This is a genomic window from Arthrobacter sp. 10N410, assembly GCF_056394945.1.
In genome coordinates, this window is record NZ_JBFTIP010000003.1 from 669,685 (window position 1) to 695,888 (window position 26,204).

At 69.9% G+C, this 26,204-nt stretch carries 25 protein-coding genes; 8 read left to right on the forward strand and 17 right to left on the reverse strand.

Features of this window, described 5'->3' with window-relative positions:
* Nucleotides 1–2: 2 nt before the first annotated feature.
* On the reverse strand, nt 3–1,532 hold the full coding sequence (lysS, locus tag AC1DB8_RS10840) for a lysine--tRNA ligase (protein ID WP_175323910.1): 1,530 nt from the start codon (nt 1,530–1,532) through the stop codon (nt 3–5).
* Nucleotides 1,533–1,609: 77 nt separating this feature from the next.
* Here lysS and AC1DB8_RS10845 point away from each other — a divergent pair, with 77 nt between their 5' ends.
* From AC1DB8_RS10845 to AC1DB8_RS10855, 3 genes are read left to right on the forward strand one after another with little or no spacing between them, the layout of a single operon-like run.
* Nucleotides 1,610–2,605 carry an alpha/beta fold hydrolase gene (locus AC1DB8_RS10845; protein ID WP_476893003.1) on the forward strand — a complete coding sequence of 332 codons (996 nt, stop codon included), beginning with the start codon at nt 1,610–1,612 and terminating at the stop codon, nt 2,603–2,605.
* A gap of 45 nt (nt 2,606–2,650) precedes the next feature.
* Nucleotides 2,651–3,277, forward strand: a complete 627-nt coding sequence (locus tag AC1DB8_RS10850) for a thymidine kinase (RefSeq protein ID WP_441418132.1) — start codon at nt 2,651–2,653, stop codon at nt 3,275–3,277.
* 46 nt (nt 3,278–3,323) lie between these two features.
* Nucleotides 3,324–4,157 carry an alpha/beta fold hydrolase gene (locus AC1DB8_RS10855; protein WP_441418133.1) on the forward strand — a complete coding sequence of 278 codons (834 nt, stop codon included), beginning with the start codon at nt 3,324–3,326 and terminating at the stop codon, nt 4,155–4,157.
* A gap of 11 nt (nt 4,158–4,168) precedes the next feature.
* Here the strand turns inward: AC1DB8_RS10855 and AC1DB8_RS10860 are convergent, their stop codons facing one another.
* The gene (locus tag AC1DB8_RS10860; RefSeq protein ID WP_476893004.1) at nt 4,169–5,671 is read right to left on the reverse strand and encodes an MDR family MFS transporter; all 1,503 of its coding nucleotides are present in this window, start codon (nt 5,669–5,671) and stop codon (nt 4,169–4,171) included.
* Between the two features lie 259 nt (nt 5,672–5,930).
* Here AC1DB8_RS10860 and AC1DB8_RS10865 point away from each other — a divergent pair, with 259 nt between their 5' ends.
* Entirely contained in the window at nt 5,931–6,386 is a 456-nt protein-coding gene (locus AC1DB8_RS10865) for an SRPBCC family protein (RefSeq protein WP_441418135.1), read from the forward strand.
* Here the strand turns inward: AC1DB8_RS10865 and panC are convergent.
* The 14 genes from panC to dacB all read right to left on the reverse strand — a co-directional run bounded on the left by panC (nt 6,383) and on the right by dacB (nt 20,057).
* Nucleotides 6,383–7,270: a pantoate--beta-alanine ligase gene (gene panC / locus AC1DB8_RS10870; protein ID WP_476893005.1), complete on the reverse strand. Its 888-nt coding sequence runs from the start codon at nt 7,268–7,270 to the stop codon at nt 6,383–6,385. The two genes, AC1DB8_RS10865 and panC, sit on opposite strands and share 4 nt — an antisense overlap.
* Nucleotide 7,271: 1 nt before the next feature.
* Nucleotides 7,272–8,192: a Rossmann-like and DUF2520 domain-containing protein gene (locus AC1DB8_RS10875; RefSeq protein ID WP_441418137.1), complete on the reverse strand. Its 921-nt coding sequence runs from the start codon at nt 8,190–8,192 to the stop codon at nt 7,272–7,274.
* Nucleotides 8,185–9,702, reverse strand: coding sequence for a PH domain-containing protein (locus tag AC1DB8_RS10880; protein ID WP_476893006.1), 1,518 nt, complete (start codon nt 9,700–9,702; stop codon nt 8,185–8,187). The genes AC1DB8_RS10875 and AC1DB8_RS10880 overlap by 8 nt, the downstream gene beginning before the upstream one ends.
* Nucleotides 9,699–10,211 carry a PH domain-containing protein gene (locus AC1DB8_RS10885; protein ID WP_476893007.1) on the reverse strand — a complete coding sequence of 171 codons (513 nt, stop codon included), beginning with the start codon at nt 10,209–10,211 and terminating at the stop codon, nt 9,699–9,701. Before AC1DB8_RS10885 ends, AC1DB8_RS10880 begins: the two co-directional genes overlap by 4 nt.
* The gene (locus AC1DB8_RS10890) at nt 10,192–10,716 is read right to left on the reverse strand and encodes a DUF3180 domain-containing protein (protein WP_476893008.1); all 525 of its coding nucleotides are present in this window, start codon (nt 10,714–10,716) and stop codon (nt 10,192–10,194) included. Before AC1DB8_RS10890 ends, AC1DB8_RS10885 begins: the two co-directional genes overlap by 20 nt.
* Nucleotides 10,713–11,267, reverse strand: a complete 555-nt coding sequence (gene folK, locus AC1DB8_RS10895; protein WP_441418140.1) for a 2-amino-4-hydroxy-6-hydroxymethyldihydropteridine diphosphokinase — start codon at nt 11,265–11,267, stop codon at nt 10,713–10,715. The genes AC1DB8_RS10890 and folK overlap by 4 nt, the downstream gene beginning before the upstream one ends.
* Nucleotides 11,264–11,623, reverse strand: coding sequence for a dihydroneopterin aldolase (gene folB / locus AC1DB8_RS10900; RefSeq protein WP_476893009.1), 360 nt, complete (start codon nt 11,621–11,623; stop codon nt 11,264–11,266). Before folB ends, folK begins: the two co-directional genes overlap by 4 nt.
* A gap of 12 nt (nt 11,624–11,635) precedes the next feature.
* Complete coding sequence (folP, locus tag AC1DB8_RS10905; protein ID WP_476893010.1) at nt 11,636–12,583, reverse strand: dihydropteroate synthase; 948 nt, start codon at nt 12,581–12,583, stop codon at nt 11,636–11,638.
* A 12-nt stretch (nt 12,584–12,595) separates the two neighbouring features.
* Nucleotides 12,596–13,252 (reverse strand): GTP cyclohydrolase I FolE, encoded by a 657-nt coding sequence (folE, locus tag AC1DB8_RS10910; protein ID WP_476893011.1) that lies wholly within the window; start codon nt 13,250–13,252, stop codon nt 12,596–12,598.
* A 9-nt stretch (nt 13,253–13,261) separates the two neighbouring features.
* A complete protein-coding gene (gene ftsH, locus AC1DB8_RS10915) occupies nt 13,262–15,328 on the reverse strand; it encodes an ATP-dependent zinc metalloprotease FtsH (protein ID WP_441418144.1) in 2,067 nt (688 codons plus the stop codon).
* 212 nt (nt 15,329–15,540) lie between these two features.
* Nucleotides 15,541–16,092, reverse strand: a complete 552-nt coding sequence (gene hpt / locus AC1DB8_RS10920; protein WP_146336115.1) for a hypoxanthine phosphoribosyltransferase — start codon at nt 16,090–16,092, stop codon at nt 15,541–15,543.
* Between the two features lie 29 nt (nt 16,093–16,121).
* Nucleotides 16,122–17,159, reverse strand: a complete 1,038-nt coding sequence (tilS, locus tag AC1DB8_RS10925) for a tRNA lysidine(34) synthetase TilS (protein ID WP_476893012.1) — start codon at nt 17,157–17,159, stop codon at nt 16,122–16,124.
* A 98-nt stretch (nt 17,160–17,257) separates the two neighbouring features.
* Nucleotides 17,258–18,394, reverse strand: a complete 1,137-nt coding sequence (locus tag AC1DB8_RS10930; RefSeq protein WP_476893013.1) for a zinc-dependent metalloprotease — start codon at nt 18,392–18,394, stop codon at nt 17,258–17,260.
* Between the two features lie 148 nt (nt 18,395–18,542).
* Entirely contained in the window at nt 18,543–20,057 is a 1,515-nt protein-coding gene (dacB, locus tag AC1DB8_RS10935; protein WP_476893014.1) for a D-alanyl-D-alanine carboxypeptidase/D-alanyl-D-alanine endopeptidase, read from the reverse strand.
* A 153-nt stretch (nt 20,058–20,210) separates the two neighbouring features.
* On the opposite strand from dacB, the gene AC1DB8_RS10940 reads away from it, so the two are divergent.
* The 3 genes from AC1DB8_RS10940 (at nt 20,211) to AC1DB8_RS10950 (ending at nt 22,978) form a co-directional block, all read left to right on the forward strand.
* Nucleotides 20,211–20,699 carry an inorganic diphosphatase gene (locus AC1DB8_RS10940; RefSeq protein WP_441418149.1) on the forward strand — a complete coding sequence of 163 codons (489 nt, stop codon included), beginning with the start codon at nt 20,211–20,213 and terminating at the stop codon, nt 20,697–20,699.
* Between the two features lie 138 nt (nt 20,700–20,837).
* A complete protein-coding gene (locus AC1DB8_RS10945; RefSeq protein ID WP_441418150.1) occupies nt 20,838–22,160 on the forward strand; it encodes a carboxylesterase family protein in 1,323 nt (440 codons plus the stop codon).
* 56 nt (nt 22,161–22,216) lie between these two features.
* Nucleotides 22,217–22,978 carry a DUF429 domain-containing protein gene (locus AC1DB8_RS10950; RefSeq protein ID WP_476893015.1) on the forward strand — a complete coding sequence of 254 codons (762 nt, stop codon included), beginning with the start codon at nt 22,217–22,219 and terminating at the stop codon, nt 22,976–22,978.
* A gap of 19 nt (nt 22,979–22,997) precedes the next feature.
* On the opposite strand, the gene AC1DB8_RS10955 is transcribed toward AC1DB8_RS10950, so the two are convergent.
* The gene (locus tag AC1DB8_RS10955) at nt 22,998–25,403 is read right to left on the reverse strand and encodes a phosphoketolase family protein (protein ID WP_476893016.1); all 2,406 of its coding nucleotides are present in this window, start codon (nt 25,401–25,403) and stop codon (nt 22,998–23,000) included.
* Nucleotides 25,404–25,601: 198 nt separating this feature from the next.
* Here AC1DB8_RS10955 and AC1DB8_RS10960 point away from each other — a divergent pair, with 198 nt between their 5' ends.
* Nucleotides 25,602–26,201: a hypothetical protein gene (locus AC1DB8_RS10960; RefSeq protein ID WP_441418153.1), complete on the forward strand. Its 600-nt coding sequence runs from the start codon at nt 25,602–25,604 to the stop codon at nt 26,199–26,201.
* The last annotated feature ends 3 nt before the right edge of the window (nt 26,202–26,204 follow it).

The following is a 26,204-nucleotide window of genomic DNA, read 5'->3' on the forward strand; positions in this document are numbered from 1 at the left end:
GATCAGTGGCCTTCGGGCTTCAGCAGCGGGAAGAGAATGGTCTCGCGGATGCCGGCGCCGGTGAAGAGCATGACCAGCCGGTCGATGCCCAGTCCGATGCCGCCCATCGGCGGGGCGCCGTACTCGAGGGCGCGGAGGAAGTCCTCGTCCAGCTGCATGGCTTCGACGTCGCCGGCGGCGGAGCGGCGGGACTGCTCGGTGAGGCGTTCGCGCTGGATGACCGGGTCGATCAGTTCGGAGAAGGCGGTGCCGCGCTCCATCCCGCCGATGATCAGGTCCCACGCTTCGATCAGCCGGTTGTCCTCGCGGTGGTGGCGGGCCAGCGGCTGCGCGGAGGGCGGGTAGTCATAGACGAAAGTCGGGTTGAGCAGGGTCGGTTCGACCAGCTCGCCGAAGAGCTCGACCACGAGCTTCTCGGCGTCCCAGGCCGCGTCGACCTTGACCTCGTGCTTGGCGGCGATGGCCAGCAGTTCCTCGACGGGGGTTTCCGGGGTGATGTCCTGGCCCACGAAGTCGGAGAGTCCCGGGTACACGGCCATCCAGGCCCAGTCGCCGTCGAGGTTGATCTCGCCGGCCTCGGTCTGCAGCACGCGGCCCACCCCGGCGGCGTCGGCGGCGTCCAGGATGATCTCCTTGATGCGGTCCGCCATGACGAACTGGTCGGCCCAGGCCTCGTAGCTCTCCAGGGTGGTGAATTCGGGGCTGTGGGTCGAGTCCACGCCCTCGTTGCGGAAGACCCGGCCCATGTCATAGACACGGTCGATGCCGCCGACCACCGTGCGCTTGAGGTACAGCTCGGTGGCGATCCGCAGCGTCATCTTCTGGTCAAAAGCGTTCATGTGCGTCTCGAACGGGCGGGCCGTGGCGCCGCCGTGCACCAGCTGCAGCATCGGCGTCTCCACCTCGACGTAGCCCTGGCGGTGCAGGGTTTCGCGGATGGAACGCGTGATCGCGGCCCGGGTGTAGACCATTTCGCGGGCCTCGTCGCGGACAATCAGGTCCACATAGCGCTGGCGGACGCGGGTTTCCTCGTTGAGCTCCGCGTGCAGCACAGGCAGCGGCCGCAGCGCCTTGGACGCCATGGACCAGGATTCGGCCATCACGGAGAGCTCGCCGCGGCGGGAGGAGATGACCTCGCCCTTGATGAAGACGTGGTCGCCGAGGTCCACGAGGGACTTCCAGTCCGCGAGCGCTTCCTCGCCGATGTTGGCCAGGCTGAGCATGACCTGCAGCCGGACGGCCTTGCCGTCGAGGCCGCCCTCCTGGAGGGTGGCGAAGCAGAGCTTACCGGTGTTGCGGATGAAGACAATGCGGCCGGTCACGCCGACGACGTCGCCGGTGGTCTCGTCGGCCACGAGGTGCGCGTACTTTTCGCGGATCTCCGTCAGTGAGTGCGTGCGCTCGACTCCCACCGGGTACGCCTCGATGCCACGTTCGATCAGCTTGGCGCGCTTTTCCATGCGGACCAGCGTCTGCTCGCTGGCGTCGGAGTGCTCGGCGGTGTTCGGGGCGGGGGTGTTTTGGGAAGTCACAATCCCCAAGTTTACCGGGCATCCGGCCCCCTCCGGTGCGGCAGGCGCGGGAATGGACCGGGAATACAATCACAGCTGTGGAGACGTGGACGATTCGGACCGACGACGGCGAGGGGCACCTCGAGCTGCACACCTTCCGGACCAGCGCGGAAAAGGCCCCGGAGGGCGCCCCGGCAGCAGCGCCGGAAGCCGCCCCGGGGGCAGCGCCCGGGCACTTCCCGGAGCCCGCCGGCGCGGCGCCCGGGGACGCGCCTGCGGCGGCGGCCGGCATCGTTCTGGTACATGGGACCTTGGTCACGGACGCCCTCTACCGCTCGTTCGCCCGGAGCCTGAGCCGGCTCTTGGGCCGCCCGGTGCACTGTTACAACCGCCGCGGCCGGGCCGGGTCCTCACCGCAGCCCGCGGACTACTCGGCGGCCACGGAGGTTGCAGACCTCGCCGCCGTGCTGCGGCAGACCGGCTCAACGGACGTGTTCGCGCACAGCTACGGCGGGTTCGTGGCGCTGCAGGCCGCACGCAGCGTGCCGATCCGCCGCCTGGTGACCTACGACGCGGCTGTGTCCCTCGCCGGGAACCTGACCAGCCGCTGGCGACCGGAACTGGAACGATCGGTGGCGGCCGGTGAACTGGACCACGCGTGGGCCCACCTGGTCCAGGGGCTGGAAACCGCCGGTCCCGTGTCGAAGCTGCCGCTCGGCGCCCTGCGCATGCTCAGCATCCTCTCGGCCCGGACCAGCCTGGGCGCGGAGATGCGGGAACTGCTGCCCACGGCCGTGAAGGAGATGCGCGCGGTGCTGGCCGCGGACGCCGAGCTCGACGACTTTGCCGGCATCACCATGCCCACGCTGATGCTCACCGGCGGGTGGAGCCCGGACTACTTCGCCGAAACCGGGCGGCAGCTCGCGGCGGCGGTGCCGGCAATCGAGTTTGCCGTGGTGCCGGGCCAGCTGCACGAGGGCCCCATCCGTCCCGGCAACCGGCGGCTGGCGCTGATTGCGGCCAGGTTCCTGCTCGACGGCGACGCGGTCCCGGCGCGGCTCCGGGTCCGGCGGCGGCTGCGGCCGGCCCGCTGACTTCTGGCACTAGAATCGGGGGCGACCTAAGTCGAAAGGACCCCCTTGGCCAAGCTCTACTTCCGTTACGGCGCGATGAACTCCGGCAAGTCGACGGGCCTGCTGCAGGCCGCGTTCAACTACGAGGAGCGAGGCCAGCGGGTGGTGCTCGCCAAGCCGGACATCGACACCAAGGGTGACGCCGACGTCGTATCCCGGCTGGGCATGACCCGCTCGGTGGACTTCCTGATCCCGTCCGGGGCGTCCGCCCGGAAGCTGTTCGCGGCGCACGCGCACGGGGATGACCCCGACGCGTTGCTGCAGCACGTGGACACGCCCCCCGTGGCCTGCCTGCTGGTGGACGAGGCCCAATTCCTTGAGCCGGAGCAGGTGGACGACCTTTTCCGCATCGCCGTGCTGGACAACGTTCCCGTGCTCGCCTACGGCATCCGCACCGACTTCCGGACCCGCGCCTTCCCCGGCTCGCTCCGGCTCCTGGAAATCGCGCACACGCTCGAGGAGCTCAAGACCATCTGCCGGTGCGGCCGCAAGGCCATCTTCAACACCCGCCGGATCGGCGATCAGGTGGTGTTCGACGGCGACCAGGTGGCCATCGACGGGCAGGACGCCTGGTACGAGTCACTCTGCGGCTCCTGCTACCTCGAGATCTCCGGCGGCCGGCTGGGCAGCTGACAGCACCCTGCTGTGCGGTTCCGGGCGCCTCGGCTAGGCTCGGAGCATGACCCGCGAGAACATCAAAACCCCCGACGGCGGAACCCTTGAGCTTTTCAGCACGGGCGCGGAGCTTGCCGCGGCGGGTTCCGGCGTCGTCGTCGTGCCGGCTTCGATGGTGACGGCGGCCGACTACACCCGTTTCGCGCAGAAGCTCAGCGCCGCGCTGGGCCGGCCGGTCCACACCTTCAACCGCCGCGGCCGCGGCTCGTCCTCGCCGCAGCCGGAGGACTACACCCTGGACGTGGACATCCGCGACCTGGACGCCGTGATGAAGCACACCGCCAGTACCGACGTCTTCGGGCACAGCTTCGGCGGCGCGGTGGCGCTGCATGCCGCACGCACCCTGCCGGTGGAACGCCTCGCCGTCTACGACCCGGCCGTTTCGGTGAACCACAGCGTCACGGCGGACTGGACCGCAGAGTACGAGCGCCTGACGGCGGCGGGCGACGACGACCGGGCCCTCGCCGTCCTGGTCCGCGGCCTCGAGACCGGAAGCGCGCTGTCCCGGATGCCGCTATCCATGCTGACGCTCGCGAACAAGCTCACCGCCGGCACACCTGTCGGCAAGCAGCTGCGCGAGCTGATGAAGACCGGCGTCCGCGAGATCAAGGCGATCATCGCCGCCGACATGCCGGCCGAACCATTCCTGGAGCTGCCGCTGGAGACCCTGATCATCGTGGGCGAGAAGAGCCCGGCGTACTTCGGGGTGGCCTGCGGGCAGATCCACGACGTGCTCTCGGGCTCCAGCTACACCATCCTGCCGGGCATGGGCCACGACGGCGTCAACAAGGCCCCGGACAAGCTCATCGCCGAACTCAGCGAGTTCTTCGCCGGCTAGCAGCTGCCGGGTCAGTGGGCCGCCGGGCCCGCCGCGCCTTCGGTCTTGCGCATCAGCACGGACAGCACCACGGCAGCGAGCGCTATGGCGGCCGCGGTCAGGAACGCCGCGTGCATTCCGGCGACGATGCCGGACCCCGCCGAGACGACCGCGTAGATCGAGACCAGCAGCGCCGTGCCCGCCGCGCCCGCGACCTGCTGCAGGGTGCTCATGATGGCCGAGCCGTGGGAGTACAGGTGCGGCGGCAACGGGTTCAGCCCCGTGGTGAACGCGGGGGTGAACAGCAGCGCCAGGCCCAGGCTCAGCGTCACATGCAGCGCGATGATCCAGCCGACCGGCGTCTGGGCGTCCAGCCGGGAGAACTGCCAGAGCGAAAGCACCATCAGGACCGATCCCGTCACGGTCAGCGGCAATGGGCCGAACTTGTCGAAAAGCCGGCCGATGACCGGGCCCAGCAGGCCCATTGCGAGGCCGCCGGGCAACAGGGCGAGGCCGGTTTCCAGCGACTTCAGGCCGCGGACTTCCTGCAGGTACAGGGGCAGCAGGATCACGGCGCCGAACAGGGCAATCATCGCGACCACCAGCAGCAGCACGGACACGGTGAACATCCGGAAGTTGAAGGCGCGCAGATCCAGCAGCGGCGCGTCTGACTTCTGCAGCCTGAGCTGGCGCAGGACGAAGGCGAGCAGGGCCACGACGCCGACGGCGAGCGCCGCCACGGCCGGGGTGGCGGGGCCGCCCTGGCCGCCGCCGATCTGGCTCAGTCCGTACACGACGCCGCCGAAGGCCGGGACGGTCAGGACGACGGAGAGCGCATCGAGCCGGGTCTTCTCGTTGTCGCCGATGTTCCGCAGGAACCTGGCTCCGATGGCAAACGCGAGCAACGCGATCGGGAGCACGAACACGAACATGAACCGCCAGGAGAAATTCTGCAGGATCAGCCCGGAGACCGTCGGGCCCATGGCGGGCGCCACCGAGATCGCGATGCTCACGTTGCCCATCACGGCGCCGCGGCGCGCAACCGGCACCAGGGTCAGGATGGTGGTCATCAGCAGCGGAAGCATGATGGCGGTGCCGCCGGCCTGGATGATTCTGGCCAGAAGCAGGATTTCGAAACCGGGTGCGAGGGCTGCCAGCAGGGTGCCGGCGGAAAACAGCCCCATCGCCAGCATGAAGACCGCCCGGGTGGAGAGTCGCTGCAGGATGAAGCCCGTGGTGGGAATGACCACGGCCATCGTCAGCATGAAGCCGGTGGAAAGCCACTGCACGGTGGGTGCACCGACCCTCAGGTCCACCATCAGCCGCTGCAGGGCCACGTTCATGATGGTTTCGTTCAGGATCACCACGAAGGTGGCTACCAGCAGGGTGGCGATGATGGTGACGGACTCCCGGGACAGCTTCTCCGGCCCGGCCGCCGGTGCCTCCGCGCGCTGCACGGGCGCCGGGGGCAGGGCTGCGGTCCGGGGCGGCTGCGCCAGGTTCTCCTGGACGTTGGAAGGGGCATCTGCTGGCATGGGGATTCCCTCAGGGAGTTGAAGTGGGTTTCGGCGCACGTGGTCGCCACTACGAATTCCAACCCGCCCCCCGCAGCGGTAATTCCCGGCGGCGGCGATAAATTATTCCGATTCGCAGCGGGACGGAAACTCGGCCCGGGGCCTTTGTCCCCTACCCGCTTTCCGGCGGCGGGCGTTGGCTGGTAACGGGCCGAGGCTCCCCTCCGGGCGCCCGCACCCCCGACTTACTCCACCGGCTTATTCCACGAGAGGATGATCCATGGGCCACATCAAGCTCGACACCCAGATCGACGCGCCGGTCGGGCGCGTCACCGAGATCGCCGTCGACCCCTACCACTGGGCGTCGTGGTGGGTGAACCTCAGCGAGCCGAAGAAGGTCGAAGGCGACGGCCGGGCGGGGACCGTCGTCGAGCACAGCTACCTGATGGCCGGGGTTCCGTTCCCGGTCACCACGCGCGTCCTGGAAAACGAGCCGACCCCCAGCGGCGGCCAGCACGTCCGGCTCGAATTCGACGGCCCGCTCAAGGGATGGCAGACGTGGGACTACGAGCCCTCGGGAACCGGCACCCGGGTCACCGCGGAAATCGAGTACAACGTCCCGGGCGCGGCGATCGGGAAGTTCGCCGACCGGGTGCTGGTGGAACGGCTGCAGGAGCGCGCCAGGGAGCAGACCCTGGCAAACCTCAAGCTGATGGCCGAGACGGGGAAGGGCTAGGAGTCCAGCGGCACGTTGTCGATCAGGCGGACCGGGCCGACCTTGGCCGCGATGAGAACCAGTCCTTCGCCGCGGAACGGCGTCTCGCGGCAGTTCTCCGCGAGCGGCTCAAGGGTGCGCGGGTCCACGACGTCGAAGTAGTCCAGCTCCACGAGGGGCTGGGATTCCACGAGCGCCCGGGCGGAGTCCAGGTCCAGGGGTTCGTGGGCGTTGGCGCGTTCCTCGACCAGCCGCAGCGCCCGGGAGAGCACCAGGGCGGCCTCGCGTTCCTCGGCCGAGAGGAAACGGTTCCGGCTGGAGAGCGCGAGCCCGTCCGGGGACCGCACGATCGGCACCGGGACGATCTCCACCGGGAAGTTCAGGTCCGCCACCATTCGCTGGACCAGGGTCAGCTGCTGGGCGTCCTTTTGGCCGAAATAGGCGCGGTAGGTGCCCTGTCCCAAGGCGGGCAGGCCGTAGTGCAGCAGCTTCGCCACCACCGTCAGGGCGCCGTCGAAGTGCCCCGGCCGGGAGGCTCCCTCCCACTTGTCGGCCAGCACACCGGCAGTGATCCGCACCAGGGGTTCGCCGCCGGGATACACCTCCTCCACCGCCGGCGCGAAGGCGAGGTCTACTCCTTCGGCCTCGAGCAGGGCCAAATCCGCCTCAAGCGTCCGCGGGTAGCGGTCAAGGTCCACCGCCTCGCCGAACTGCAGCGGATTGACGAAGATGCTGGCCACCACGACGTCGTTTTCCGCGACGGCGGTGCGTGCGAGCCGGGCATGTCCCTCGTGCAGGGCGCCCATCGTGGGCACGAGCCCCTGCGAGGTGCCGCGCTTTTCGGTGAGCAGCCGCGCGCTTTCAGTGCGCAGCTGCGCAGCCGTGGTCACCAACTGGATTGCCATCTCAGGGTCCTTCCTCAGGAATCGGGCCGCCGGCGTCGGGGGCCTCGAGCGCCTGCCTGATGCCGTCGATTTGCTCCGGCTTCAACAGCCCGCGGCTACCCGCACGGCGGGCCGTTGCCCGGGCCATGGCCAGGTACGCCTCAAGAATATCGCCGCCGGAGCCGCCGTCGAGTTCGCGCAGCGCCTCCGAGTGCGCGGCGACAGTCCCCACATCCCCGCGCGCCACCGGACCGGTCAGCGCCGACTCTCCCGAGGCGAGGGCGTTTTCCAGGCTGGCGCGCAGCAGGGGGCCCAGCATGCGTTCCGGGGCTTCGACGCCCACTTCGCGCAGCAGCTGGGAGGCTTGCGCCACGAGCGTGACCAAATGGTTTGAGCCGTGCGCCAGGGCCGCGTGGTACAGCGTGCGGTCAGCTTCGGCGATCGCGACCGGCTCCGCGCCCATCTCCACCACGAGGGCCTGCGCGATTGGCAGCATGGCCGGGTCGGCCGTCACGCCGAAGCTGCAGTCCAGCAGCCGGGTCAGGTCAAGGCTCATGCCGGTGAAGGTCATGGCGGGGTGCAGCGCCAGCGGGATGGCCCCCGCGGCGCGGACCGGGCGCAGGATCCCGACGCCGAATCGCCCGGAGGTGTGGGCAACGAGCTGCCCGGGCTGCCAGGCGCCGAGTTTCGCGAGCCCTTCCACGAGCGGACCGAGGGCGTCGTCCGGGACCGCCAGCAGTACCAGTTCGGCGCGTTCCACGATGTCCTGCACCTCGAGGATGGGAACGCCGGGCAGCAGGGTTTCGGCGCGCTCCCGGCTCGCGTCCGAGACGGCGGAGACCCCGACGACGGCGTGCTCGGCGGCGCGCAACGCCGCCCCCAGGACGGCCCCCACCTTGCCGGCTCCGATGATTCCGACGCCGAGGCGTCCTGGCTTAGCCATGCTGCGGACCTTCCTTTGGTGCGTGTACGAGGTGCTCTGCCGGGGCGAGCCAGTGTTCGCTGGTCTGCCGTTTCCGCGCGGTCCGGGCGCGGGCCGCCTGCGCGTCCAGCAAGGCCCGGCCTTCGTCCAGGCCGGCCTGGATCAGCCGCGGCGCGACCGGCCCGGCGGTGGTGTGCAGGACCAGGTCCGCCACCCGGAAGCGCCGGGCAAGCGGGCCCTGCTGCAGCGCGATCGACTGGGTGCGCTGGTGCGGGACCAGGACGAGGTGGCGCCACCAGCGGCCGGAGCGGATCAGCAGCGCGGTGTCGGTGGCGGTGAAGCCGTTGCGCCGCCAGCCCAGCGGGGCCAGCAGGCGGGCCCGCCTCGGCGTGGTGACGAAGCCGCCGTCTTCCGGAGCCGCGGAACGGCCGGCGCCGCCGGCGGGCGCCAGCCCGTTCAACCCCGCGGTGAAGACGCGCCCGGGGTCCGGGGTGCCGGGGTCGGGCAGGACCAGCGACAGCATGGTGAACACCTCCGCCAGCGTTCCGACGGGCAGCAGGGTGGTCCGGGCGGAGGCCTCGCCGTTGCTGCCGGCGGTGCCGTAGCCGGCCACGTTGACCTGCATCCGGTACCAGCCGAAGACCCGCCAGAGCGGCGGCTGGCTGACGCGCACGGCCTGGATCCGCCCGGGCGGCAGGGTCTGGGCCTGGGTGTCCAGCAGGCCGTAGCGGAGCCGGATACCGTCCGGGGAAATGGCGGCGGTGAAGTTGAAGCCCTTGTTGAAGGAGTTCCAGTACGCCGCGGCCAGGCCCAGGCCTGCCGGGACCAGATAGAAGTAGAAGCTGCGGTTCTCGGTGAGGGCGGAGAGCAGCACCGAGGCCACGGCGCCGAGGACGATGACGACGCTTTGCTCGCTCAGCACCAGCGACCCGACCAGCCGCGGCGGCGGCACGGTGAGTACGGCATGTTCCGGCGCCTCCTCGGCGACGGCCGCCCGCTGCCCCGGATCCTGCCCCGCCGTTACCGGCGCCGGCGTCCCGCCTCCGGCGCCGGAGGCACGGGCAAGGATGGTCGCGCGGAGCTGGCGGGCCTCGGCCAGGGGCAGGTAGGCCAGGTGCACCGCGGACTGGCCGGCGTCGGCGACCTCGAACCTGAGCTCGGCGAGCCCGAAAATCCGCGCCAGCAGGGGCTGCACGACGTCGATTGCCTGGACCCGGTCCAGCCGGGCCTGGCGCTGCTGCTTGAACAGGAACCCGGTGTTGACCCGCACGTACCCGTCAGCCACCTGGTACCGGGTGAAGTACCAGCTCAGCACGAAGCCGAGCACGGTCAGCAGCAGCACCGTGCCGCCGCCAAGCAGCAGCCATGGCGCCCGTCCGGCGAGCCGATCGTCAATGACGGGTCCGCCCTGGAGCAGGCGTTCAAAGGCATCGCGGCCAAAGAAGAAGAACATCGCGGCCAGCGCCACCCAGCCCCGAACGAACGGCGATGCCGGATGCACGCGCCGCCAGCTGTCCCCGGCGGCCGTCACAGCCCGGCCAGGCGGGCCTCGCCGCGGGCGGACAGCTGTTCGCGGAGCCTCGCCCCCTCCCCCGCGGGCAGGCCGGGGATCTCCGCGCTGGTGCCGGCCGAGGCGGTGTGAAGCTTCAGGGTGCACAGGCCGAGGCCGCGCTCCACCGGGCCGGCCCCGATGTCCACGTACTGCATCCGCCCGTACGGGACCACCAGGACGCGCTGGAAGAAGATGCCACGGCGGATCAGCAGGTCGTCCTCGCGTTCGGCGTAACCGATGGACCGCACCTGTCGCGGGATGAGCACGAGCCGCCACAGGGCCAGCAGGAAGGCCGCGGCGGGCACGGCGGCGGCGAGCCACAGCGGCGGCCAGCCCCACGCGCCGTTCAGGACCAGCACGAGGGGCAGGGACAGGACCGCGACGGCGGCCAGGTTGGCCAGCGCCCAGCCCACCAGCCGCACGGTCACGTACCGGGGAGACACCCGCCGCCAGACCAGCCCGGGCGGGTCAATCGCCTCGGTATGCATATTCGCCTTCAGCCTTGGGCTTGCCGCGCTTGCCCTGCAGTCCGGGGCTCCCCTCGGCGTCGCCGTCCTCGGGAGGAATCCGGCAGAAGCGCTCCACCACCAGGCCCACCACCACCATCACGAGGCCGCCGCCGGCCATGGACAGCGTCTCCCAGGTGATGGACTGACCGCTGCGCACGGACCATAGCCTCAGCTGGTCCAGGAAAATTCCGGCGTGCCAGCCCAGCAGCACGGTCCCGGTGTAGGCGCAGGCCTGGGCCAGGACCAGGGTCCACGCGGCCAGGATCGGGTTGAGCATTCTCTTCTTCTTGCCGTTGCGCCAGCGCAGCACACGGACGCCAAGGATCAGGGTGAGGGCCACGATCACGCCCATGGTGAGCAGGCCGGTCAGCGGCAGCACCGGGGTCTCGAGGCTGTAGCGTCCGGAAATCAGGGCGGCAAGCCAGCTCAGGACGGCGAGCGCGACAGCAATGACGAGGAGCAGGAGCGGGCTGACCGGCTTCATGGGGCCTCCACCGGCGCGGCTCCGGCCGCGCCCTTGAGGTCTTCGAAGCCGTCGAACGGCGCGAGGTCCGGGAAGTCGGCGGCCTTGGCGGCGAGGTCGCCCACCCGTTCGCCGTTGAGCTCGGCCGCGGGGTCGATCAGGGACCAGGGGTAGAGCACGAAGGCACGCTCCGCGGCGCGCGGATGCGGAAGCGTCAGGTCCGGGTCGGAGCTCACCAGGTCGCCGTAGGTGATGATGTCCACGTCGAGGGTGCGCGGACCCCAGCGGACTTCACGGACCCGCAGGTGCTTTTGTTCCACCGCGTGGCAGTGCCGCAGCAGTTCCTCCGGGGACAGCGAGGTTTCCACGGCGATGACCATGTTCAGGAAGTCCGGCTGGTCCGGCGGTCCGCCTACGGCCTTGGTCTGCACGATCGGCGAGATGGCCAGCAGCCGCACCTCCGGCGGGTCGACGAGGTCGGCGACGGCGGCGGAGAGCGTGTCGTTGCGCTCCCCCAGGTTGCTGCCGAGCGCGATCACGGCGCGGGTGTAGGGCGCTGCGTGGGGGCTCATGGCCGGTCCCGGTGGACGCTGACGGACACATCGCCGAACTCGACCTCGATCGGGGCCTTGGGCTTGTGCACGGTGATGTCGACGGCGGCCACCGGGAAGCGCAGCAGCAGGTCGTCGGCGATCCGCACCGCGAGGGCCTCGATCAGGTTCAGCGGCGCGCCGGTGATCCAGCCGCGGATGCACTCGGCCACTTCGCCGTAATGCGCGGTGTCCCGCACGTCGTCACTGGCGGCGGCCTGGCTGAAGTCGAGGTGCAGCACGGCGTCGACGACAAACGGCTGGCCGTCCCGGCGTTCGAAATCAAACACTCCGTGATGCCCGACGGCGGTAACGCCGCTTAGCGTGATCCGGTCCATGGGGCGGCCGTCTCAGCCGTTGCCGGGCACGGCCGGCGCCGATCCGGTGCGCGGACCCGGGGCGATCCGGGCGGCGACCTTGACGGCGTCGAGGCTGGGGCCGACGTCGTGCACGCGGACCGCCCAGGCGCCGCGGAAGGCGCTGATGGCGGTGACGGCGGCGGTGGCGGCATCCCGATCCTGGGGCGGGGCGGCCTTTCCGGCGACGGTCAGGAGGCTGCCCAGGAACCGTTTCCGGGACGCGGCGACCAGGACTTTGTGGCCCATGGCCTGCAGGACGTCGAGGTTCTGCAGGAGTTCCCAGTTCTGCGCCTCGTTCTTGGCGAAGCCCAGGCCGGGGTCCAGGATGATTTGCTCCGGCGAGGCGCCGGCGGCGTACAGTTTGTCGCGCACGCCGGCGAGCTCGGCGGCGACCTCCCGGGCCACGTTGCCGTAGTCGGTCAGCGAGTCCATGGTGCTCGCGTCGCCGCGGCGGTGGGTGAGGATGTAGGGCGCCTTGCTCCGGGCCACCAGCTCAACCATCTCCGGCTCGATCGTGAGGCCGGAGACGTCGTTGATGATCGTGGCGCCGGCCGCCAGCGCGGCCTGGGCGGTGGCGGCGTGCGTGGTGTCGATGCTGACCAGGGCGCCGGCCTTGACCAGCGCCTCGATCACGGGCAGTACCCGCCGCTTTTCCTCCTCGACGCTGACCTCCGCGGCACCGGGGCGGGTGGATTCCCCGCCGACGTCGATGATGTCTGCGCCGGCGTAGTACATCCGCAGGCCGGCGGCGACCGCGGTGTCCGCCGTCGCGTGCCGGCCGCCGTCGCTGAACGAATCCGGGGTGACGTTCAGGATCCCCATCACGAGCGTGCGGTCCGTCGGCAGGTCCTTGAAACTCGCAGCCGGGCGCGGCTTGCGCAGCACGGGCAGCGGCGAGGTGGCAGGTCCTGTTCCAGGGGCTGCGGCTAGGGAATCCATAGTCTGTTTTTGTTACCTTCCAAGGATGAGGCTCATGGCTTCGGCGCGGGTGGCCGGGTCATGCAGTTGCCCGCGGACCGCGCTGGTGACGGTTTTCGCGCCGGGCTTGCGGATGCCGCGCATCGACATGCAAAGGTGTTCGCATTCGACGACGACGATCGCGCCGCGCGGCTTGAGGTGGGTGACGAGGGCTTCGACGATCTGCGTGGTCAGCCGCTCCTGCACCTGCGGGCGGCGGGCGAACATGTCCACCAGCCGGGCCAGCTTGCTCAGGCCGGTGACCTTGCCGTCGTGCGAGGGGATGTAACCGACGTGGGCCACCCCGTGGAACGGCACGAGGTGGTGCTCGCAGGTTGAGTAGAACGGGATGTCCTTGACCAGTACCAGTTCTTCGTGGTCCAGGTCGAAGGTGGTGGCGAGGATTTCCGCCGGGTCGTGGTGCAGGCCGGCAAACATCTCCGCGTAGGCCTTGGCGACCCGTTTGGGGGTGTCCAGCAGTCCGCTGCGGTCCGGGTCCTCGCCGATGGCGATCAGGATCTCGCGCACCGCCGCCTGGATCCGCGGGCGGTCCACCTTGGTTCCGGGCTGGCCCGCGGCCTCCGCCGGCTCTCCCGTGGGGAGGGAGCCGGCGGTGGCGGGAACGTCGTCGTCGTCGAAGTAGGAAGTCACAGAAGAAGCCTAGCCGGGATGGACGTCGGGCCCGAGATCCGTGACGCCGTCCTGGAAGGACTCCTGTCCGGGCACGCCCTGGGCGTGCGGGGGCAGGGTGTCGAGCGGCTCCTCGAGCCGGGCTTCCTTGGCTTCTTCCTGGGCTTCGCGCTCGGCCTTTTCACGGCGGGACTCCACCGGGCCGACGGCCTGGATCGGCCGGCTCTCCTTGGAGAGCCAGATCTCGCGGAAATCGCGCTTGCGGATATTCGTGAAGACCTGGGCGATCTCGCTCTGGTTCAGGGTTTCCCGTTCCAGCAGTTCCAGCGCGAGCTGGTCCAGGACGTCGCGGTTCTCGGTCAGGATCGCGTAGGCCTCGTCGTGCGCGCCCTCGATCAGGCGGCGCACTTCCTCGTCCACGACGTAGGCGATCTGGTCCGAGTAGTTGCGCTCATGGCCGGCGTCGCGGCCCAGGAACGGCTCGCCGCCGCCCTGACCGAGGCGCACGGCGCCGACGCGTTCACTCATGCCGAACTCGGTGACCATCTTGCGCGCGATTCCGGTGGCCTTTTCGATGTCGTTCGAGGCACCGGTGGAGGGGTCGTGGAAGACGAGTTCCTCGGCCACCCGGCCGCCCATGGCGTAGGCCATCTGGTCCAGCAGTTCGTTGCGGGTCACGGAGTATTTGTCGTTCTCCGGAACCACCATGGTGTAGCCCAGGGCGCGGCCGCGCGGCAGGATGGTGATTTTGGTGACCGGGGCAGAGTTGCGCAGTGCCGCCGCCACCAGGGCGTGGCCGCCCTCGTGGTACGCGGTGACCTTGCGCTCGTGTTCCTTCATGACCCGGCTGCGCTTCTGCGGACCGGCCATCACCCGGTCGATTGCCTCGTCGAGCGCGCGGTCATCGATCAGGTTGGCATTGGAGCGGGCCGTCAGCAGCGCGGCTTCGTTGAGCACGTTCGCGAGGTCCGCGCCGGTGTAGCCGGGGGTTTTCTTCGCGACGGCTTTGAGGTCGACGCCGGGAGCCATCGGCTTGCCCTTCGCGTGCACCTTCAGGATCTGGTCGCGGCCGATCAGGTCCGGGGCCTCGACCGAAATCTGGCGGTCGAAGCGGCCCGGGCGGAGCAGGGCCGGATCAAGCACGTCGGGGCGGTTGGTGGCCGCGATCAGGATGACGTTGGTCTTGACGTCGAAGCCGTCCATTTCAACCAGCAGCTGGTTGAGGGTCTGCTCGCGCTCGTCGTTGCCGCCGCCGATGCCGGCGCCGCGGTGCCGTCCGACGGCGTCGATCTCGTCCACGAAGATGATGGCCGGCGCGTTGGCCTTGGCCTGTTCGAACAGGTCGCGGACGCGGGAGGCGCCGACGCCGACGAACATTTCCACGAAGTCGGAACCGGAGATGGAGAAGAAGGGAACGCCGGCCTCGCCGGCGACCGCACGGGCCAGGAGGGTCTTGCCGGTACCGGGAGGGCCGTACAGCAGCACGCCCTTGGGGATCTTGGCGCCCACGGCCTGGAACTTGGCGGGTTCCTGGAGGAATTCCTTGATCTCTTCGAGTTCCTCGACGGCTTCGTCGGCGCCGGCGACGTCGCTGAAGGTCACCTGCGGCATGTCCTTGTTGACCATCTTGGCTTTGGACTTGCCGAACTGCATGACCTTGGAGCCGCCGCCCTGCATCCGGGAGAGCAGGAACCAGAAGAGCACGCCCAGCAGCAGCACCGGGACCAGCAGGGAGAACAGGCCGGAGAACCAGTTGCTTTCGACCGGCTGGTCGGTGAAGCCGCTCGGCGGCTTGGCAGCGGTTACGGCCTTGACGACGTCCGCCGCGCGGGCGTTGACGTAGTAGAACTGGACGTTCTTGCCCTTGTCCTGGCCGTCAATCTGGATGTCGTTTTTCAGGACCAGGTCCACGCGGTTCTCGGCGTCGAAAATCTTGGCCTGCTCGACCTTGTCGCTGTCGGCCAGCAGGGCCAGGCCCCGGTCCGTGTCGATCCGGACGGAGCCGCCCGGGGCCAGGGTGGCAAAGGCCAGCAGGAGCATGCCGATTACAACGACAATCCAGATGCCCGGGCCCTTGAAGAAACTCTTAGCTTTCATCTGATCGGGGGCTGGCCCCGTCCCTCCTGGTAGTGCTGCACGGCGACCGATCTGCGCGCGTGTGGTGCTGCGTCAGGTTATAGCTATACACCGTCGCAGTAACTCACGCACGGTCAGGGCTAAAAGTTCCCTGTCGGCGTAGCGGAGGGCTGTGCGGGCGCAGACTAGACACAGCGTCGAGCCGGAGGGAAGCTGCCGGTGCGGTCCCCGGGTTACTCGTAGACGTGCGGCGCCAGGGTGCCCACGAAGTCCAGGTTGCGGTACTTCTCGGCGTAGTCCAGGCCGTAGCCGACGACGAATTCGTTGGGGATGTCATAGCCGACGTACTTGACGTCGATCTGGACCTTGGCGGCGGTGGGCTTGCGGAATGCGGTGCAGATCTCCACCGAGGCGGGGCCGCGGGACTCCAGGTTGGTCTTCAGCCAGGAGAGCGTGAGGCCGGAGTCGATGATGTCTTCGACGATCAGGACGTCCTTGCCCATCAGGTCGGTGTCGAGGTCCTTGAGGATGCGGACCACGCCGGAGGACTGCGTGCCGGAGCCGTAGGAGGAGACGGCCATCCAGTCCATCGAGACGTGGCTGTGCAGCGCACGGGCCAGGTCGGCCATGACCATGACCGCACCCTTGAGCACACCGACGATCAGCAGATCGCGGCCTTCGTAGTCCTTGTCGATCTGGGCAGCGAGTTCAGTGATCCGGGTCTGGATCTGCTCCTTGGAGTAGAGAACGTGCTTGAGGTCTGCCTGGACGTCGTTTGAATCCACCAATGGCTCCTGTGTAGATGCGGGTGCGACTATTCTTGGGGCGGTTTTTGAGGCCGGAATACAAGCTTCCCACAGCGCGCGCCCTCACGGGGAACGCCGGCGGGGGCGGACTGCCCGGCCGCGAGCAGCTGGGCGAGGGAGAGCCGGTAGACGCTCACGCCGCCGGGCAGCTCCACGGGTCCCGCGGATCCCTGCCGGCGAAGCAGCGCTTCGGCGGCCAGCAGCCGCTGGTAGCTGGGCTGTTGACCCCCGACGGCGGCGGCGGCCTTGGCGATCACCCGGAACCTGACGGCCGGCGCCAGTTCGCGGAGCGCGGCCTCGGGCAGGCTGAGCTCGGTCCCGGAGCGCTCCTGCAGGCGGCCAAAGGTGTCGTTGGCCACATCCTCGAGGTAGTCGGCGTCGAGCTGCAGGATCGCCGCCGTCCTGGCCAGCGACTCGGCAACCCCCGGTCCGAGCTTCTCCTCCAGCATCGGCAGCACCTCCACCCGGGTCCGGGACCGGGCGAAGGCGGGGTCCTCGTTGCTCGGGTCGTGCCACGGGTCCAGGCCTTCGACGGCGCAGATTTCCAGGGTGTCGGCCCGTCGCAGGCCCAGGAACGGCCGAAGCAGGCGGCCGCGGACCGGCCGCATCCCGGCGAGCGAGCGGGTGCCGGAACCGCGCGCCAGTCCCAGCAGGACCTGTTCGGCCTGGTCATCCAAGGTATGGCCCAGCAGGACCGCCGCGGCGCCGGTATCGTCGGCGGCGGCCTCGAGGGCGGCGTGCCTGGCGTCCCGCGCGGCAGCCTCCGGGCCCATCCCGGCGGGGGCGACGTCAACGGTCCTGACCTGCACGGGGGCGAGTCCCAGCTCCCGCAGCGCCGCCGCTGTCGCCGCGGCCACCTCCGCGGAACCAGGCTGAAGCTGGTGGTCCACGACGACGGCGCCGACGGAAATCGGGTGGCCGTCAACGTGGCCGCGGCGGGCGAAGTAGGCCGCGACGGCGGCAAGCGCCAGCGAATCCGGACCGCCGCTGCAGGCCACAAGCACCCGCTCGGGGTAGCCGGCGTCGGCCAGGGCGTCCTGCAGCATCTTCCGCGCCTTGCCGACGACGGGCGCCAGCCGGCCGGGCCGTCGTCGTCCGCGGGAAGCCGCCGGGAGATCCGGGTGGGTTGGGGCCGGCACCTGGACTAGAGCCCCATCCGCTCGAGCCACAGCTTGGAGTCGTGGATTTCGGGCTCGGTGGGAAGGTGGTCGGCGGACTCCCAGACCTTGTTGAAGCCCTGCATTCCGGCGGCGTCCACCACTTCGCGGACAAACTTCGAACCGTCGCTGTACTGCCGCATCTTCGCGTCCAGCCCAAGCAGGCTGCGGATGAACTTCTCGATGGCGCCGCGGTCCGTGCCGCGGGCGTTGAAGCGCTGCCGGATGGTCTTGACCGAGGGGACGATGCTGGCGTCCACCGCATCCATGACCACGTTGGCGTGGCCTTCCAGCAGGCTCATGACGGCGGTCAGGTGCGAGATCGCCGCCCGCTCCGCCGGGTCCTGCAGGAGGTCCAGGATTGCCCCGCGGCCGGGGGCGGCGCCCGAGCCGGCCCGGTCCTTGAGGGCCTTCGCGGCCGCCGCGGCACGTTCCATGATCGAGTCGACGTTGCCCAGCAGGTGTTCACTGAGGTCCTCGATTTGTTCCAGCATGTGGTGGCGCAGCCAGGGTGCGGCCGCGAACTGCACGCGGTGGGTTTGTTCGTGCAGGCACACCCAGAGCCGGAAATCCTCGGGCGCGACGTTGAGCTCGCGCTCCACGGAGATGATGTTGGGCGCCACCAGCAGCAGCCGGCCCGCGGCGGGGGCGGTGGAATTCTCGGCCAGCGCCGAGAACGGGTCGTACTGGCCGAGGACCTTGCTGGAGAGGAACGCCAGGATCGCGCCCAGCTGGCTGCCGGTGATCGCGCCGCCGACGCTCGCGGCGCCCGGGCTGACGGTCCCGCGCCGGCTTTCGAGCATCTTCTCGATGGCGGGCTGCAGCATCACGGCAAAGCTCTGTGTGTTCGCCTTGGCCCACGAGGCGCGGTCCACCACCAGGACGGAGGAGTCCCGCAGGTCGCGGGCGGCCTCGAGCCCGGTGATGTCGTGCACGTGCGGAACGGAGATGTCTGCCATCAGGCGCAGGTTCTCGACGGCGGCGCCGATCTCCGCGGACCCGAGTGAGGGGCCGGCCGGGGTGAGGCGCGCGGCCGTGGACGCGGCGAGCTCCCAATTGATCAGGGCCTGGGCTGGTGTTTGGCCTGGTGCCTGGGCAGATGTCTCGCGCGAAGAGGACTCCATAGCCCCATCAGATCACAGCGGAGCGGGGAAGCGCCTTAAATTCGTCGGGCGGCGAACGGGCAGCCGGGACCCGCCGGTTAGATGGTTCCCCGCGGGTTAGGCGTTTAGAGTCGTCGAGTGCGCAGCGAACCGTCGAAACGGCGCGGCCTCAGCGGCAGCCGCAGGCGGCCAGGACCGAGGCTGTCCGGTCCAGGGCGGCCTTGTTGCCGGCCGCGCCGGGCGTCAGGCCGTTGCCGATGAAGGAGAAGACCAGCAGCCGGCCGTCGGCGTCCACGACGTAGCCGCTGAGTGCGATCACCGTGTTGAGCGTTCCGGTCTTGGCGCGGACCAGGCCCGCACCCCGGGAAGTGCTGGTATCCATGTACCGGCTGCCGAGTGTTCCGGTCAGCCCGGCCACCGGAAACCCGGCCAGGGCGGAGCGGAGGCGGGTGTCTGTGCCGGTGGTCATGGCACGGATCACGGCGGAGAGTTGCCGCGCCGAGACTTTGTTCTCCAGGGTCAGCCCGGCCAGGTCGGCGGCCCGGAGGGTGCCCGAAGGGATGTTCAGCTCCTCGAGCTGCTGCAGTACGGCGGCGACGGCGCCGTCGTTGCTGGCGGGTTTGCCGCTTGCCACCGCCACCATCCGGCCCATGACCTCGGTGAGGTAGTTGTCCGAGGTGCGCAGCATCAGGTCCACCTGCTGGCTGACGGTGGCGGACTGGACTTCGGCGAGGAGCTTGCCTGACTGTCCGCCGGCGTCCGCGGCGGGCTTCCGCCCGGCCGGCAGCCTTGCGACGTCGGGCGCCACGGTGAGTCCCGCGGCGGCGCCGGCGGCCGAGAGCCGGTCCGCGAAGGCCTCGGCGGCCGTCATGGCGGCGTCGCGGGGGCGGGGTCCGGTGGTGACGGCGGGGTCGAAGCGGGCCGAGTTCAGGGCCAGCGGAAACAGCGGCGCCACTTCGCCGGCCGCCACGTCGTCCGGGCTCCAGGCCCGGCTCAGGGACGGTCCGCTGAAGAGGGAATCGTCCAGCAGGACGGTCACCGGACCGGCCACGCCGGCCTTCTGCAGCGCACGGACCGTGGTCTGCGCGAGGGTGGCGAGCCCGGCGTGCCCCAGGACGGCATCCGGTGCGGACTCGCCTGCACCCAGCAGCACGTCTCCGCCGCCGGTCAGGACGACCGTGCCCGGCGTGGGTCCGGCCACAACCCTGGTGCTGAAGCGCCGGTCCGGGCCGAGGGTGCGCAGCGCGGCGGCGGCGGTGAGGAGCTTGATGTTGGAAGCGGGGGCGCGGACCTCGTCGGCGGCCCGGTCGAAGAGCACCTTCCCGGTGAGGGCATCCTGGACCAGGCCGCTGAAGGACCCGGCGCCGTCGGTCTTCAGCGTGGCGGTGAGCTGGGCGGCAACGGTGGCGGCATCCGGCACCGGCGCATCGGCGCTGAGCGGCCGCATGCCTCCGGCGGTTTCCGAGCCGCCGTCGGGAGCGCTGAGGGTGGCGGGCATCTGCTGCCACGGGCCCGCCGCTGCAGGTTCCGGGGGAAGGGCTGGGCCGCGGAATCCGGGACTGACCACCAGGCCCGCGGGGACGGCGAGCGCCATGACCAGGAGGGTCAGGAGCAGCATCGGGACGATCCGCCCGAACCTTCCGGGCGCCGGAGCCGTACCCTCACGGCTCGTTGTGCGTTTCATGCTGGTGCTGGTCCTTTAGTCCCGAAATGTCCCCACTAGTTCCTGAAATCAGGGCCTGTCGCTATATCCTCAATAATAGTCGGCGGCACCGGCACTGCTTTTTCTGCACGCCACGTGTGCCGCGCACCCCCTGAATCCGTCGAGGAGCATTCCATGAAGCATGACGTGACCATCGAGATCCCCAAGGGATCGCGCGTCAAGTACGAAGTCGACCACGAGACCGGCCGCGTCCGCCTGGACCGCGTCCTGTTCACCTCCATGCAGTACCCCACGCACTACGGCTTCTTCGAGAACACCCTGGGCGAGGACGGCGACCCGCTGGACGCACTGGTGCTCCTGCAGGACTTCGATCTGCACCCCGGCGTGATCGTCGAGTCCCGCCCGATCGGCGTATTCAACATGACCGACGACGGCGGCGGGGACGCCAAGGTCCTCTGCGTGCCGGCCGATCCGCGCTTCGACCACATCAACGAGATCAGCGACGTCAGCGAATTCCTGATCAAGGAAATCGAGCACTTCTTCACCCGGTACAAGGACCTGGAGCCCGGCAAGTGGGTCAAGGCCGAGGGCTGGGGCGATCGCGCCGCGGCCGAGGCTGAACTCGAAGCGTCGATCAAGCGCTTCGTCCCGCACACGCACTAACGCCTCCGCAGCACCAACGCGGGGTCACTTACCGCCGATCCGGCCGACGGATATGGGCGGTAAGTGACCCCGCGTTGCTGTTTAAGCGCAGATGACCGCTGGCAGCCGTGGGTCAGGAAAGTGTGAAATCGTTGGTTCATGCATGAACCAACCTTTAGCCCGCCCTGCGGCCCGGTCTCCGGGTGGCGGGACGGCGACGTGGTGCGTGCCACGGGTATTCCGTACGCCACCGCGGCGCGTTTCCAGCCCCCGGCGGGTGCGCCCGACTGGAGCGAAACCCTCGCGGCCACGAACCTCTCCCCCGCCTGCCCGCAGGCGCCGGTCCCGTTCCTGGACGACATTCTTGGCACCCGCTACGGCGAACTCCCCGGCAGCGAGGACTGCCAGCGGCTCTCGATCACCATGCCGAAGGACCTGCGCGACGGCGAACGCGTGCCGGTCATGGTGTGGCTGCACGGCGGCTCCTACACCTCCGGTTCCGGCGACCTGGCAATCTTCGACCCCAAGGCGCTCGTCGCCGAAAACCGCGTCATCGTGGTCTCCGTGACGTACCGCCTGGGCCTGTTCGGTTACCTGGCCACCGGCACCGGCCGGCCCGCCAACCTCGGCCTGCTGGACCAACTCGAGGCGTTCCGCTGGGTGCAGCGCAACATCGGCGCCTTCGGCGGCGACCCGGGCAACGTCACGGCTTTCGGTCAATCTGCCGGAGGCGACGCCGTCGCCCACCTGATGGCGACGCCGGAGGCCCCCACCCTGTTCCAACGCGCCATCATCCAGAGCGCGCCGCTTGGCATTACCCGCGGCCGAGACAAGATGAGCCGCGCCATGGGCGTCGCCGCGGAGGCCGTCAACGAAGACACCCCCGCGATGGAAGTCGTGGAGATCGAGGGGCACGTGTCGCAGGTGGCCCGGAAGTACGGGCTGATCGCGGCCATGCCCTTCGGCACCCAGTACGGGCATGCGCCCCTGCCGCCGGAGTCCGGGATTGAGGCCGCCTGGAACGCCACGGCACCCGGGATCGAGGTCCTGATCGGGCACACCTCCGAGGAAGCCCGGATGTTCCTGCCGCGCAACCCGGCGGTCAGCCGCCTGGCCAAGGTCCCCGTGCTCGGGCCCGCCGTCGTCAAGGCCATCAACTGGGCAGTGACCGAGGCGGTGTACGGCCGTTCCGCCAGGCGGTTCGCCCGCCGCCACACCCGGGCGGGCGGCACGGCCTACCGCTACGTGCTGTCCTGGGCCGCGCCTGGGAACTTCTACGGGGCGGCACACACCGTGGACCTGCCGCTGCTGTTCGGCGACCGGCGGACCTGGGAAGGTGTGGGGCTGGTCGCCGGAGCCAGCTGGGAGGAGATCAACGCCCAGGGCCGGGCCCTGCGTGCCGTGTGGGCCCGCTTTGCCTCGGGAAAGGGTCTGGAGAGCCGTGGCGGGATCCCCGGCGCGTTCCGGTACCGCGCTCTTTGAGCCACAGGAAAGGTTGATGCCATGTCCACCTCGCTGAGCCCCCGGGCGGGCAGCGGATGTTGACCCTCGGCGTCGACCTCGCGGCGGCCACGAAGAAGACGGCGGCCGCCGTCGTCGAATGGAACAATGGCACCGCCCGCCTGGCGCACCTGGCGCTCGACGTCGACGACGACGAAATCGTCCGGCTCTTTGGCGCTGCGGATCTGGCCGGGATCGACTGCCCCGTGGGCTGGCCGGACGCCTTCCTGCCCTTCATTGCCGGGCACATGGCCGGGGATCCGCACCCCGTGCTTGACCATGACGGAATCGAAGGCCGCCGGCTGCTGGCCTACCGGGACACCGACCGCTTCGTCACCGCCCGGACCGGGTTGATCCCGCTCAGCGTCTCAGCCGACCGGCTGGCGCACCCGGCGATGCGCTGCGCCGTCATCCAGGCCAAGATCGCCGTGGAGCACGGTCCCCAGGCGCGGGACGGCAGCGGCCGGCTGGCCGAGGTCTACCCGGCAGCGTCACTGAAGTCCTGGGGCCTGCTGGCCCGCGGCTACAAGGGGCGCGGCCGCACGGAAACGCAGCGGCTGGGCGATCTCCTCCGCGGGCTCAGGCAGGCCGCCCCGTGGCTGGATCTGGCCGGGCACGGGGAGCAGCTGGCCGGTTCGGACGACATGTTCGACGCCGTCATCGCGTCCCTTACCGCGCGGGCCGTGGCCCTCGGCGCGACCATCCGTCCCGACGCCGCGCACGCCCGGGCCGCACGGACCGAGGGCTGGATCCATCTGCCCACCGGCGGGCTGTCCGCACTCACCGGCGGGCCGGCCTAGACCCGCCACCTCGGGCAGGCTATTCGCCGCCGAGGGTCCAGCCGCTGATCTCCTTCGCGTCCTCGCCGTGCTCCCTGGTGTGGTTGTGGGCCCGGATGCGCCGGTCCTGCAGCGACTGGCGCAGCAGCGAGTGCCGTTCGGCCAGCCCCGGCACCCGGTCAATTGCGTCGATGGCCAGCTGGTAGCGGTCGATCCCGTTGAGCATCGCCATGTCGAACGGCGTCGTCGTGGTGCCTTCCTCCTTGTAGCCGCGCACGTGCAGGCCCTCCTGGTTGGTGCGGCGGTAGGCCAGCCGGTGGATCAGCGAGGGGTAGCCGTGGTACGCGAAAATGATCGGCTTGTCCGCGGTGAAGATGCCGTCAAAGTCCCGGGAGGAGAGGCCGTGCGGGTGTTCGGCGGCATCCTGGAGCCGCATCAGGTCCACCACGTTCACCACCCGGATCTTCAGCCCGGGTGCCCCTTCCTTGAGCAGTTCGGCCGCCGCGACGGTCTCCACCGTGGGGACGTCCCCCGCGCAGGCCAGGACGACGTCGGGCTCCTCGCCCGGGACCTCGGAACCGGCGAATTCCCAGATTCCCAGGCCGCGCTGGCAGTGGTGCGCGGCGTCGGCCGGTCCCAGCCAGGTGGGCGAGGGCTGTTTGCCGCTGACCACGATGTTGACGTAGTCCCGCGAACCGAGGCAGTGCTCCATCACCGAGAGCAGCGTGTTCGCGTCCGGCGGCAGGTAGACCCGGATGACCTCGGACTTCTTGTTCACCGCGTGGTCGATGAAGCCCGGATCCTGGTGCGAGAAGCCGTTGTGGTCCTGCTGCCAGACGTGCGAGGAGAGCACGTAGTTCAGCGAGGCGACGGGCTGGCGCCACGGCAGCTCGCGGTGCACCTTGAGCCACTTGGCGTGCTGGTTGAACATCGAATCGACAATGTGGATGAACGCCTCGTAGCAGCTGAACACCCCGTGCCGGCCGGTGAGCAGGTAGCCTTCCAGCCAGCCCTGGCACAGGTGTTCGCTGAGGACCTCCATCACCCGGCCGGCGCGGGCCAGGTGCTCGTCGACGGCCTCGATCCGGTACTGCCAGACCTTGTCCGTGACCTCGTAGACGTCCTGCAGCCGGTTGGACGCGGTCTCGTCCGGGCCGAAGAGCCGGAAGGTATCCGGGTTGAGCGCTATCACGTCCCGCATCCAGGAGCCGAGGGTGATCATGGCGCTGACCCGCTCCCGGCCCGGCTGGGCGACCTCCACCGCGTGGTCGGCGTAGCCGGGCAGCTTCAGGTCGCGCAGTAGGACGCCGCCGTTGGCATGCGGGGTGGCGCTCATCCGCAGCTCGCCGCCCGGGGCGTTCGCGGCCACCTCCGGCCGGAGCCGCCCGGCGCCGTCGAACAGTTCCTCCGGGCGGTAGGACTCCAGCCACTGCCCGAGCTGGGCCAGGTGCTCGGGATTGGTGCGGACTTCGGCGAGTGGCACCTGGTGGCTGCGCCAGGTGCCTTCCACCTGCAGCCCATCAACCGTCTTCGGCCCGGTCCAGCCCTTGGGCGAGCGCAGCACGATCATCGGCCACGCGGCGGCGGGAGCGTCGTCACCGTTCCAGCCGCCGGCGCGCCGTTCGGCCTGGATGGCCCGTATTTCCGCCAGGCACTCGTCCAGCACCGCGGCAAAATCGCGGTGCGCCGCGGCGGTGTCCTCCGGGTCAGTGACGGTTACGAAGTGCGGCTTGTGGCCGTACCCGCGCAGCAGCTGCTCCAGCTGGGCCTCCGGCATCCGCGCGAGAATCGTCGGGTTGGCGATCTTGTAGCCGTTCAGGTGCAGGATCGGCAGCACGGCCCCGTCCGCCGCCGGGTCCAGGAAGTTGTGGGAGTGCCAGCTCGCGGCCAGCGGCCCGGTCTCCGCCTCGCCGTCGCCGATCACGACGGCGGTGATCAGCCGGGGGTTGTCGAACACCGTGCCGTAGGCGTGGGCCAGCGAGTACCCGAGTTCACCGCCCTCGTTGATGGAGCCCGGTGTTTCCGGGGCGGCGTGGCTGGGGATGCCGCCGGGGTAGGAGAACTGCCGGAACAGCTCGGCCAGCCCGTCCTCGTCCGGGCCCACGTTGCTGTAGATCTCCGAGTAGGTGCCCTCCAGCCAGCCGTTCGCCACCACGGCCGGTCCGCCGTGGCCCGGCCCGGCGACGAACAGCATCTCCTGCGAATCCCGGCGGATGACCCGGTTCAGGTGCGCATAGATGAAGTTCAATCCTGGAGTGGTGCCCCAGTGGCCGAGCAGGCGGGACTTGGTATCCCCGGCGCTCAGCGGCTCACGAAGCAACGGATTGGAGCGCAAATAGATCTGGCCTACCGAGAGGTAGTTGGCGGCCCGCCACCACCGGTCCACGAGGTCAAGTTCGTCCCTGCCCGCCGTCTCCGCGGTCCGCTGCCCTGTCCCCTGTTCCAACCCATTACCCACTGATGCACTCCGCCCCGGTCCGTGCCGCCGTCGGCAGCGTCTCCCCCCATCGCAACATCTCCCAGGTCCAGAGACAAGCCCGCCGGGTGTCCCGGCGGGGGCCGCGGCGGGGTTGTTACGTGGCCGGCATCAGGCGCACCCTGCGGGCTTGCCTCCCGTTTGCCACGCGGTAGTGTGGCATCCAGTATGTTCACGCTGACCATCAACCAAACCGACAGCCGGCGCGACGGCGACCGTGTGCCGCAGCTCCTCAAGGACCTGCGGCACATTCCGGCGCGCCTGGATTTCGACCGTTCCGTGGAGGACGAGGTCCAGGGCATCCTGGACTGCCCGCGTCAGGCCGTCGAGGCGGCGCTGATCGCCCTGCGGACGGGGGCCTGGTACGTCGGAATCGGCGTCGGCCCGGTCAACGAACCGCTGCCGAACCAGATCAAGGACGCGTCCGGCCACGGGCTCGTCTACGCCCGCCGCGCCGTGGACCGGCTGAGAAACGGCAAGGAACGCATCCCGGTGGCGGTGGAAGGCCCGTTCGCTGATCTGGCCGCGGAAGCCGAGGCCGTGCTGCGGCTGCTGGGCCACATTGTGCACGACCGGAGCGCCGCCGAGTGGCGGGTGCTGGACCTGCTGACCCCCGGCGTGCGCGGGCAGCAGAAGGCGGTGGCCGAGGAACTCGGCATCACCACGCAGGCCGTCAGCAAGGCCGTGGCCCGGGCGCAGTGGAACGAGGAACACGCGGCCCGGCCCGCCGCCGCCCGGCTGCTGGGCCTGATCCTCGACGTCCGCTAGGGC